At 63.9% G+C, this 10,060-nt stretch carries 13 protein-coding genes and 1 pseudogene; 4 read left to right on the plus strand and 10 right to left on the minus strand.

Annotation, left to right across the window (positions count from 1 at the left end):
- Positions 1-271 (plus strand): IS3 family transposase (locus HU218_RS13185; protein WP_174875405.1); only part of this gene is annotated, 271 nt, incomplete at its 5' end.
- 144 nt (positions 272-415) lie between these two features.
- Here the strand turns inward: HU218_RS13185 and HU218_RS13190 are convergent.
- Together HU218_RS13190 and HU218_RS13195 are read right to left on the minus strand one after the other, a co-directional pair.
- On the minus strand, positions 416-1,189 hold the full coding sequence (locus HU218_RS13190; RefSeq protein ID WP_174875406.1) for a glycosyltransferase family 2 protein: 774 nt from the start codon (positions 1,187-1,189) through the stop codon (positions 416-418).
- 80 nt (positions 1,190-1,269) lie between these two features.
- Positions 1,270-2,007, minus strand: a complete 738-nt coding sequence (locus tag HU218_RS13195; RefSeq protein WP_246211114.1) for a lysophospholipid acyltransferase family protein — start codon at positions 2,005-2,007, stop codon at positions 1,270-1,272.
- Between the two features lie 298 nt (positions 2,008-2,305).
- Between HU218_RS13195 and HU218_RS13200 the strand changes: the two genes are divergently transcribed.
- The 3 genes from HU218_RS13200 to HU218_RS13210 are packed head-to-tail and all read left to right on the plus strand — an operon-like array spanning position 2,306 to position 4,334.
- Positions 2,306-2,584, plus strand: a complete 279-nt coding sequence (locus HU218_RS13200; protein ID WP_174875408.1) for an acyl carrier protein — start codon at positions 2,306-2,308, stop codon at positions 2,582-2,584.
- Positions 2,584-3,837, plus strand: a complete 1,254-nt coding sequence (locus HU218_RS13205) for a beta-ketoacyl-[acyl-carrier-protein] synthase family protein (RefSeq protein ID WP_174875409.1) — start codon at positions 2,584-2,586, stop codon at positions 3,835-3,837. The genes HU218_RS13200 and HU218_RS13205 overlap by 1 nt, the downstream gene beginning before the upstream one ends.
- The gene (locus HU218_RS13210) at positions 3,834-4,334 is read left to right on the plus strand and encodes a 3-hydroxyacyl-ACP dehydratase FabZ family protein (protein ID WP_174875410.1); all 501 of its coding nucleotides are present in this window, start codon (positions 3,834-3,836) and stop codon (positions 4,332-4,334) included. Before HU218_RS13205 ends, HU218_RS13210 begins: the two co-directional genes overlap by 4 nt.
- 31 nt (positions 4,335-4,365) lie before the next feature.
- Here the strand turns inward: HU218_RS13210 and HU218_RS13215 are convergent, their stop codons facing one another.
- The 8 genes and pseudogenes from HU218_RS13215 to HU218_RS13250 all read right to left on the minus strand — a co-directional run.
- Positions 4,366-4,806 carry a hypothetical protein gene (locus tag HU218_RS13215; RefSeq protein WP_217450827.1) on the minus strand — a complete coding sequence of 147 codons (441 nt, stop codon included), beginning with the start codon at positions 4,804-4,806 and terminating at the stop codon, positions 4,366-4,368.
- Positions 4,807-4,838: 32 nt separating this feature from the next.
- A complete protein-coding gene (fabG, locus tag HU218_RS13220; protein WP_174875412.1) occupies positions 4,839-5,558 on the minus strand; it encodes a 3-oxoacyl-ACP reductase FabG in 720 nt (239 codons plus the stop codon).
- A gap of 8 nt (positions 5,559-5,566) precedes the next feature.
- On the minus strand, positions 5,567-6,016 hold the full coding sequence (locus HU218_RS13225; RefSeq protein ID WP_246211116.1) for a hotdog family protein: 450 nt from the start codon (positions 6,014-6,016) through the stop codon (positions 5,567-5,569).
- Between the two features lie 11 nt (positions 6,017-6,027).
- On the minus strand, positions 6,028-6,834 hold the full coding sequence (locus HU218_RS13230) for a beta-ketoacyl synthase chain length factor (protein ID WP_174875414.1): 807 nt from the start codon (positions 6,832-6,834) through the stop codon (positions 6,028-6,030).
- Positions 6,831-8,024: a beta-ketoacyl-[acyl-carrier-protein] synthase family protein gene (locus tag HU218_RS13235; RefSeq protein ID WP_174875415.1), complete on the minus strand. Its 1,194-nt coding sequence runs from the start codon at positions 8,022-8,024 to the stop codon at positions 6,831-6,833. Before HU218_RS13235 ends, HU218_RS13230 begins: the two co-directional genes overlap by 4 nt.
- Before the next feature lie 62 nt (positions 8,025-8,086).
- A complete protein-coding gene (locus HU218_RS13240; protein ID WP_174875416.1) occupies positions 8,087-8,890 on the minus strand; it encodes a polysaccharide deacetylase family protein in 804 nt (267 codons plus the stop codon).
- Positions 8,887-9,588, minus strand: coding sequence for an alpha/beta hydrolase (locus HU218_RS13245; RefSeq protein ID WP_174875417.1), 702 nt, complete (start codon positions 9,586-9,588; stop codon positions 8,887-8,889). The genes HU218_RS13240 and HU218_RS13245 overlap by 4 nt, the downstream gene beginning before the upstream one ends.
- Positions 9,575-10,060 (minus strand): annotated as a pseudogene (locus HU218_RS13250) (MMPL family transporter); the annotation flags it as partial. The gene HU218_RS13245 and the pseudogene HU218_RS13250, both read right to left, overlap by 14 nt.

Raw genomic sequence — 10,060 nt, forward strand, 5'->3', positions numbered from 1 at the left:
GCAATATGGCAGTGATGACTGGCGTCGTTTCTGTCACACCCACAACCTTGAGCCCAGCATGAGTCGCCGTGGCAATTGCTGGGATAATGCTATGGCAGAGTCCTTCTTCAGCAGCCTGAAGAAGGAGGGTATCCGCAAGCGGATTTACAAAACCCGCGACTTGGCCAAGTCAGATGTATTCGATTACATCGAAGCTTTTTACAATCGCACCCGCCGCCACAGTCACCTGGGTGGCATCAGTCCCGAGGCCTTTGAGCGGGCCTCGGCGTAAGGCAGGAGTTTGTCTACTGCACCCGGGACAGTCCAATCATAGAGCAGGATTGCCTACAGGAGCCGGGGCAGTCCAGTCCACAGCCTTCCGCTACCGGCATGCGGCCAACCTTACCGCACAACCAACCGTCAAACCGGACCCACATCAGCCGGCAACCTGTTTGCCAGCCAGCTTGCGCCACAGCAACACCGGCAGGCGCAAGGCAAATCCGAACATCAGGCGGATGTGCATCCAGGTCAGCAGGCGGTTGTCGCGCCAGTAATTGAAATGCGATACCCCGCCCTCGTCGGCCTGAAAATACTTCACCGGCGATGGCAGGTTGACCGGCAGCACCCCGTGCCAGCACAGCCGCACCACGGCCTCCGGATCGAAATCGAAACGCCGCATCCAGCGCTGCCGCTGCATGATCTGCCGCAGCGGCGCCACCGGGTAGACGCGGAAACCGAACAGCGAATCGCCGATCCCCATCCACAGGGTTTCCAGATTGGCCCACCAGTTGGAAATCTTGCGCCCTTTAACCCGCAGGCTGGGGGCGCTGGCATCGAACACCGGCAAACCAAGCACCATCGCTTGCGGTTGCTGCTGCGAGCGGGCCATGAAGTCCGGAATCAGCTGCGCCGGGTGCTGGCCATCGGAGTCCATACATAGCACATGACTGAAACCCTGCCGCGCCGCCTGATCCAGCCCGTGCAGTACCGCAGCACCCTTGCCACGGTTTTCCGGCAGCACAAACACCTGCAGCCCGTCGTCAGTCGCGGCCAACTGCTGCAATGCGGCGGTAGAGCCGTCGGTACTGCCGTCCACGACCACCCATACCGGTGACCACTGCTCGCGGGCGGCGCGCACGGTCTCAAGGACTTTCGGGCCGGGGTTATAGCTTGGAATAAGAACCACGTGCGTGGTGGAGGAAATAGGCATCACGAAATTACTGAAAGAAAAACGCACCCCAAAGGATGCCGTTTGAATTGGGCGAACTTAGCCGATCGCCGGCACCACGGTCAAGAATGCGGGCCGCGTGGCGCGTCCTGATTCAGCTGCAGCGCCGGATCAATGGATAGCCGGATCGTATGTTCGAAATATTGCTGCAAGCAGCGGGTGGTTTCATCCCGCGGCGCCTGCGCAGAAAACTCCTGTCCGGGCACCGCACGGTAAATCAGCGGAAATACCGGCGGGCGCCATATTTTCCAGCCCTTGCTCAGATAAGGGGAATTGGTGGTAATGATAATGGTTTGCAGCGGCACCGCCGCCTTTCTGGCAATTAATGCCACCGAGCCGCCAATTTCGTTTACCGGCTGGCGCGTGGTACGGGTGCCTTCCGGAAATATCATCAGCACATTGCCCTGCTGCAGGGTGCGGATTGCGGCCCGGAACATCTGCTCCGGAAAGCGGTTGGAAACGTAGCCGGCCAGATAGGCACCGGCGCCGAGAAACATATTGGAGCTGATGCTGGCCTTCATCAGGCACACCGCATGCGGAATACGCGACAGCACCAGAAAAGCGTCGATCATGCTGGGATGGTTCGGCACCAGTAACAGTTGCTTGCGCCCAGCCAGCCGGTCCAGCGCCCGCAGGTCCAGCTGCATCAGCCCGGAAGCCTGGGCTCCGGCCAGAAAGCAGCGGCAGACAGCGCTGATGGCCCACTGCACCAGCGGTTGCCGCCAGCGGCGCGGCGCCAGCAGCAGTGGCAATACCAGGATATTTCCCAGCAGCAGCATGCCCCCCAGCCAGCACAGCATCAGATAAAACAGGATGACCTGGCCGCAACGAAAACAACAATTCAACATTATTCCAAACTTCGCCCCGGATAATTATTGGCCACCGAACTTAATACCGTCTGGCATAGCCAGCAATTAACCCGGCATCCGGGACTGATTTCCGGGTTATTGACGGCCATCATGGCAATACCGGCCAGCCGCAGGAATGCCGGCAAAACCAGGATATCCACCCCGCATTTGCCGCGAATTTTACTATATAATCGCCAACCTTTGATAATTGCCGAACGCTGGCATTTGCCACACTTTGGATCGAATTCGCATGCTTGAACAAATCATCAAGAACTACCTGATCAATACCAAGGACAAGAATCCGGCGCTGTTTGACGACCCGGCACTGCAGGTTTCCGCTCTTGGTCTCGACTCGCTGGACATGGTGGAGATGCTGTTCGAAATCGAGGATCGCTGCGGCTTCCAGCTACCGGACCCTACCCGCTATCCGCAGATGAGCTTCCGCGAGATGCTGGCCGACATTGAGGCCGCCATCCGCGAGCACAACAACGGCGAACTGCCGGATCTCAGCCTCGAAGCGAGCAAATAGTGGCCAAGGTGCTGATTACCGGCATGGGCGCCATCAGCCCGCTGGGCGCCGACCTGCCAACCAGCTTTGCCCAGGCGCTGGCCGGACACTGCGCCATCGGCGCCGCCACCCCCGACATTGCAAAATGGCTGCCCAATGTGCTGCTGGCACAGGCCGCTGCCGAACCGGCCAGCCTGCTGGATAACAAACATGCCGGACTGGACCGCGCCAGCCAGTTTGCGCTGGTAGCCGCCAACGAAGCACTGGCTGCGGCCAACTTTGGCAGCGCACCAGCCGATGCGCGCCGCGTCGGCGTATTCGTCGGCATCGGTTTTGGCGGCGCCCATACCGTGGATGGTCTGTACGACCGCTTCCAGTCGGCAGTACACAGTGATGGCAAGCGCAACCCGGTGATGGTCCATCCGCTATCGGTACCGCGCATGATGGCCAACGCTCCGGCAGCGGCCATTTCCATGAGCTACGGCCTGCACGGCCCCAGCCACACCTACTCCGTGGCCTGCGCCTCGTCCAGCGTCGCCATCGGCGAAGCCTTTCGCGCCATCCGCGACGGCTACCTGAATGCCGCCGTGGTAGTGGGTTGCGAAGCCATGCTGACCCCGGGCGCACTGCTGGCCTGGAATGCACTGCGGGTGATGGCCAAACCGCATGCGGCCAACCCTGCGCGCAGTTGCCGCCCGTTCTCGCAGGATCGCAGCGGCTTCGTGCTGGGCGAAGGCGCTGCCGCCATCGTGCTGGAAAGCGCCGCACGCGCCGGCGATCGCGACCAACAGCCGCTGGCGGAACTGGCCGGCTATGGTTGCAGCAGCGATGCCGCCCACCTCACTGCCCCCTCCAGCGCCGAACAGATTTACGCCATGCAGCAGGCGCTTGCCGATGCCGGCCTAAGCCCTGACGACATCCAGTACCTGAACGCGCATGGCACCGCCACCGATGCCGGCGACGTCACCGAAACCGAGTCGATCCGCGGTGCCTTTGGCAGCGCGGCAGAGCGGCTGGCAGTCAGCTCCACCAAGGCCATGCACGGCCACCTGATCGGCGCCGGCGGTATTCTGGAATTCGCCCTCAGCGTGATGGCGATGAACTGCGGCTCGCTGCCGCCCACCGCCACGCTGGAACAGCCGGACCCGCGCTGCGATCTGGATTACATCCCGCTGCAGGCACGCCATGGCTGCGACATCCGCGCCATCATGTCCAACTCCTTCGCTTTCGGCGGCAGCAACGTCTCGCTGGTGGCCAAGCGTATCGCGCCATGAGCAGCGCGGCATACCTGTACCCGATGCACCTGCAGCGCGGCGATATCGAACAGATATTGCCGCACCGCGGCGCCATCTTCGTCTGCCGCCAGCTCACCATCGACGGGCCGCACCAGTTTCATGGCCTGGCAAGTTGGCCGCGCGACAATGCGGTGATCGAAGGCCACTTTCCCGGCATGCCGATCGTGCCCGGCGTACTGCTGATCGAAACCATGGCGCAGCTCGCCGGCGCGGGCCTGCTGGCCGGCGACCCTTACGTCAAGACCCTGCCAGAGGATTCGGTAGGCGTACTGGCGGCGGTGCGCAACTGCTGGTTCAAGCAGCCGGTACTGCCGGAACAGGAAGTGGCGTTCTTTATCAGCTGCCGGCAGATGGCGCCGCTGCTGGTTCAGATCAATGCCCAGGTAAAGGTGGCTGGCCAGGACGTGGCCAAGCTGGAAGTGGCGCTGGCCTATGCGCCGCGCACGCAACTGCAGGCGGCAAGCACAGCAGGTTGACTCCTTAAACGACGAGCTCAACTCCGCTTATTTAGACCCCACTAGCACGCTCCTGGCTGAACCGCCAGATCAACTCGGTTTCCGGCAGATCATATGCATCCATTGCCTGATAGTAGTTTGATACGGCTCGGTCGAGTAGGTCATGCGCCTCAGTGCGAGCATTGAAAGTAACGTGGTCTTTCCCCGTCTTTTCCATATGCTTTGTCGCGTTCTTAGCACGGTTCATAACACCTGCAATTGCCTTCGGGGTCGACTCTGTTCCATCTTCATTAATGTACTTTGAGAGGCGGATAGCAGCACTCTGCAAGTTAGCAAATGACGACTCCCCACCAAAGGCCTCTACGTACTTACCAAGTAACTCCTCAGCCGCACCAGCAAGATGAAGCGCAGCAAAGTCGGAATCACCTTCGTAGTAGAGGCGAAGAGCACGATCCAGCAGTTCGCATGCGATTGTAAGTTTAGGAGTTGGCATTACCACAGAACTCTCCCGTGCCCTAATTACGCTTAAATCATGCCGCCATTGATGGAAATGACCTGGCCGCTGATATAAGCGGCCTGTTCCGAAGCCAGGAACGCCACCAGACTGGCGACTTCTTCCGGCCGCCCAACCCGCTTCATCGGCACCAGCTGTGCCACCATTTCCTTGTCGAACACGTCCTTGGTCATGTCCGAGGCAATGATGCCGGGCGCCACCGCATTGACGGTGATACCACGGCTGGCCAGTTCCAGCGACAGCGACTTGGTGGCGCCGTGCAGCGCGCTCTTGGCGGCGGCGTAGTTGGTCTGGCCACGGTTGCCGGCCAGCGCCGCCACCGAGGTGATGTTGATGATGCGCCCCCAGCGGGTGCGGATCATCGGCATGGTCAGCGGCTGGGTGACATTGAAGAAGCCATGCAGCGACACGTCGATCACGCGGTGCCACTGCGCCGCCTGCATGCCCGGAAACACCGCGTCGTCGTGGATGCCGGCGTTGTTCACCAGCACCTGCACCGGGCCCTGTTCCAGCAGGGACTCCAGCGCGGCCGAGGTAGCGGCGGCATCGGCCACATCGAACTGCACCGCCTGTGCCGAGTAGCCCTGCTGGCGCAATGACTGCCCCAGTTGCTCGGCCGCCGCCAGATTGCTGTTGGCGTGGATGATGACGTGGAAACCGTCGGCTGCCAGCCGCTGGCTGATGACTGCGCCGATGGCACCGCTGCCACCGGTAATCAAGGCTCGTTTCATGCTTGTTCTCAAGAGTTGCGCTTGCCGGCCAGTGCGTCGGCGTCCAGCACCACGCCCAGGCGGCCGCTGACCAGCAGGCGCTCGCCGGCATGCAGGGTAAAGCGATACATGGCATTTACCGGGCTGCCGGACAGCCGCTCGGCGTGAATGCGCAGCGGTGCGGCCAACCCGTCCAGCTGGCGGCAATGCCAGCTCAGTTCGCGCACACTGGTGAGATAACCGGCACGGGCCGGCGCGGCATCGCCGGCCAGCAGCGCGCCATGCACCGCCATCGCCTGCGCGGCGTACTCGATGGCATTGGCCACGCCGAGACGACCAGCCGCACGCAGCGGGTTATCCGGCAGCTGATGGCTGTCGGCGAAGCAGACGATGTCGTCCTCGCTCCAGCTCACCACCTCAGACAACAGGCACATACTGCCCTGATGCGGAATGCGCGCGGCGATCCAGGCCTGATCCATCACCGGCCCCATCATGCTGCCACCTCGATGGCAAGGCGGCAGCCGTCCAGATAGTCGAGCACCACCCGCCCCGGCTGGCCGCCAGCCAGCCGTTGCAACAGCGGCAGGCTGCGCGCGCAGGGAATACGCTGCCGCAGCTCTTCCAGCTGGGCATCGGCCATGACAGTGGCCGGCTCCTGGCTGATGCCGATGCGCAGCTCGGCCACGCTGGCAGCGCTGCGCTGCGGACTCAACACCATGCCCACGCCCATTGAATAGGGAATCGGCCGGAATGAAAACAGCGGTTCCGGATAGGCGGTATCGAAAGCCACCAGCAGACAGGACTTGCCGGCGCTGTGCGCCTGGGTAACGGTCTCCAGCAAGCCGGCAGCGAAAGTCGCGTCGTAAGCGGCCAGGCTGGTGGACGCCTCGGTACAGCCGGTGGCGATGCCCCAGTAGCCGGCCGGTGCGTTATGCACCGAATTGTGGAAGCGGGTCGGCGAAATCAGCCGCTCGCCGGAAGCCAGCACTTCCAGCAGGTTGTGGCAGTTGTCGCAATCGCCGCCGGTAGAGCTGAACACATTGGGCAGGTTGGCCGCATGACTGCCGGCGGCCTCCACTGCGGCCAACCCCACCGCCATCGACAGCTTCACTGCCGCACCAACCCGGCGCCGCTCGGTGGCCGGCAGAATGGCCGGCGCCGCCAGCGTTACCGGTGCCGGCTGATACGGCGCCTGCCCCAGCAGGCAGGCGGCAGCCGACGCCCAGTCGTGCATGCCCGGCCCGAGCAGGCTCAGGCCATCAAGATAAATCGTTACCGCATTCGCTGACGCCATCATGCCCCCACCCGCGAGAAAACCAGACTGCAGTTGCTGCCGCCAAAACCGAACGAGTTGCTCAACACATGGCGCAGCGGACGCTCTGCCGTCTGCAGCAGGTAGTTGCATGGCAGCCGTGCATCCAGCGTCTGCGTGCCCACCCCGCCCGGCATTACCCCGTGCTGCAGCGCCAGCGCACAGATCAGTGCCTCGATACCACCGGCGGCCCCCAGGGTATGACCGGTATGGCCCTTGGTGGAGCTGCACGGCGTGGCGTCGCCGAACAGCGCCAGCACCGCGGCACCTTCCGCCGCATCATTGCTGGGCGTGGCAGTGCCATGCAGATTGATGTAGTCGATGTCCGCCGCTGCGAGGCCGGCCTGCTGTAAGGCTTGCTGCATGGCCGCCCTGGCGCCCAGCCCTTCCGGATGCGGCGACGACATGTGGTAGGCATCGCTGCTCTCGCCGACGCCGGTGAGCAGGATGTCGCCATCCTGCGCCTCGTCGCCACGCTCCAGCAGGGCGAACGCCGCGCCCTCGCCCACCGAGATGCCGTCACGCTCGCCATCGAACGGCCGGCACGGGTTGGACGACACCAGTTGCAGCGAGGAGAAGCCGTAAATGGTGGTCAGGCACAGGGTGTCCACACCGCCGACGATGGCGGCATCGATCAGGTCGGCGGCGATCATGCGCTGTGCGCTACCGAACACCTTGGCGCTGGAGGAACAAGCGGTAGAGACCACCACCGCCGGCCCGCTCAGCGCAAAGAAATGGCGTACAAAGTCCGCCACCGAGTAGGCGTTGTGGGTTTCGCGGTAATGATGATCTGCCGGCAACGCGCCGGTGGCCGGATCGCGCTGGCGGTAGGCCACCTCGGAGCTGAGAATGCCGGAGGTACTGGAGCCGAGAAACACCCCCACCCGGCCGGCGCCATACCGCGCCACCGCCTGCTGCACGCTGGCGATGAAGCCATCCTGCGCCAGTCCCAGCTGTGCCAGGCGGTTGTTGCGGCAATCGTAGGCCGCCAGCTCCGGCGGCAAGGCAACGTCATCGACGCCGTCGACTTCGCCGACGCAGACATCGAAATCGACGGTTTCCCAGCGTTTTCTGACGATGCCACCGCGTTGCCGGCGCATGGCGTCGAGATGGGAAGCCAGGCCGGCGCCCACGGCACTGGTCAGGGTGTAGGCACTAAGTCGGAGAGCTTGCATAAGCGGCGGGAGAGATCAGCATGGGTTGGCGAAAGACAATCGCGGCGGCGAACAGCAGCCGGTCAGTCAGTCTCGCAGGCCTGGCGCAGGGTTACCGGTTTCAGGCCGCGTGCGGCCAACTCGTCCAGCAGACGCGGCAAAACGGCCAGGATCAGCGGCTTGCCGTCGGCAGTGCGCGCGGCATTGCCATCGTGCAGCAACAGGATGTCGCCCGCGGCCAGATTGCGCACCAGACGGGCATACACCGTGTCCGGATCGCGGGCGCGCGTATCATAGCCGCGGCGGGTCCAGCTCGCAAGAAACACCCCGCTGCGCTGCAGCAGCGGGTCGAGAAACGGATTGCGCAGCCCGGCAATCGGCCGGTAGAAGCGCGGCGAGCGTCCGGTAATCGCCTGCAGCGTGCCCTGCCCGCCGCCGACTTCGCCATGCCAGCCGGCCGGCCCGAACAACGAAGTGTGCTTGCGGTGGCGCTGGCCGTGGTTTTCGATGTCATGCCCCTCGGCCACCGCACGGCGGCACAGCTCGGGGTGACGCTGCGCGCGCTCGCCGATGCAGAAGAAGGTCGCCGGCGCCCGGTACTGGCGCAGGATGTCCAGCACCGCCGGGGTGACCGCCGGGTCCGGACCGTCATCGATGGTAATCGCCACTTCGCCACGGCGGATGGCGGCCGCTGGCAGCCGGGTAAGATTCGGCCCCAGCAGCGCACAGCGTGGCAGCAGCCCGGCCAGCGCGATGCCGCCGTGCAGCAGCAACAGCGCCAGCAGCAGCCACGGCCAGTACTGTGGTGCGGCCAACCATGCCAGCAGCAGCGCGGCATGCACGGCGACACACAGTTTGAGAAACGGCGATAAGCGCCAGGAAGTCATGCTTGCTCCTTCGCCGCCAGGGCAACAGTGCCAGCGGCCAACGGCCCGTGATCCAGCCAGTGCTGCCACAAGTGCAACCACGCCGGCCAGTTATGTTCGCCCGCGGTGCGCTGCACGCGCGCCGGCGGCAGCAGGCCAGCCAGTAACTGCTGGCCGGCAATAAAACGGTCTTCGTCCGCCAGCCCCAGCCACACCGGGCAGTCCGTCGCGTCGCCGGTCTGCCGGCACAGCCAGTGCCACCAGATGCGCTCGTGCTGCCGCGATGTGTGCGGATTGTCAGCCCAGGCCCGCGGTCCGCCGGCGGCGGTGATTTCCTGCAGGATGTCGGCCGTACCCGGGTACGGCGCCAGCAGCTTGATGCCGGCCAGACGTTGGCCGCAGAGCGCGGCGTAGCTGGCAGCATAGTGCAGCGCATTAAAGGCGCCCAGCGAGATGCCTGCCAGCCAGATCTGGCGGTAGCCGGCCGCCAGTGCCGGCGCCATTACGGCCTGCTGCAGGCTTTCGGCCACGGTACCGGCCATCACCTGCTGGTAACCCACTTCGGCCAGCACGATGTCCAGCGGCAAACCACGCTGGCGCACCGCCGCCACCATGCCCTGCGCCAGCAGGTCTTCCAGGCTGGCCTTGGCCGGCGGCAACAGTACCAGCAGGCTGTCCGCCCGCGCTGCCGGCTGGCAGCAATCCTCAATGGTGCGCACCTGGCTGCATCCTCGCCATCATTGCGGAAAACACCAGCGCCAGCAAAGCGCCGATCGCCACCGTGCTGCCGATGAAGGACAACACCGGCACGCTGGAGGTCCCCAGCAGGCCGAAGCTGGTCACCGTCGCCAGGTTGGCCACCACCAGCGATACCTCGACCTGGCGTTGTTCGGCGGCGCTACCCAGCTGCTGCTTGTTGGCAAAGAACAGCGCGTAGTTGGAGCCGATGGCCACCACCAGCAGCAAGCCGACCAGATGCAGGATGGTCAGCTTGATGCCGCTGGCGTCGAAAATCGCCACTACGCACAGCACCGCGCAGGCCAGCGGAATGGTGACCCGCACTGCCTGCCGCCAGCCGCAGGTCAGGCCCAGCAGCAACAGCACCGCCAGACTGCCCAGCGAGGAAAACAGCAGCGCCTCGTGGGTGTAGCTATCGAAGATGGCAGTGGTTTCTTCCAGCAGGTCGATCAC

The organism is Vogesella oryzae, from assembly GCF_902829295.1.
Lineage (GTDB): Bacteria > Pseudomonadota > Gammaproteobacteria > Burkholderiales > Chromobacteriaceae > Vogesella > Vogesella oryzae.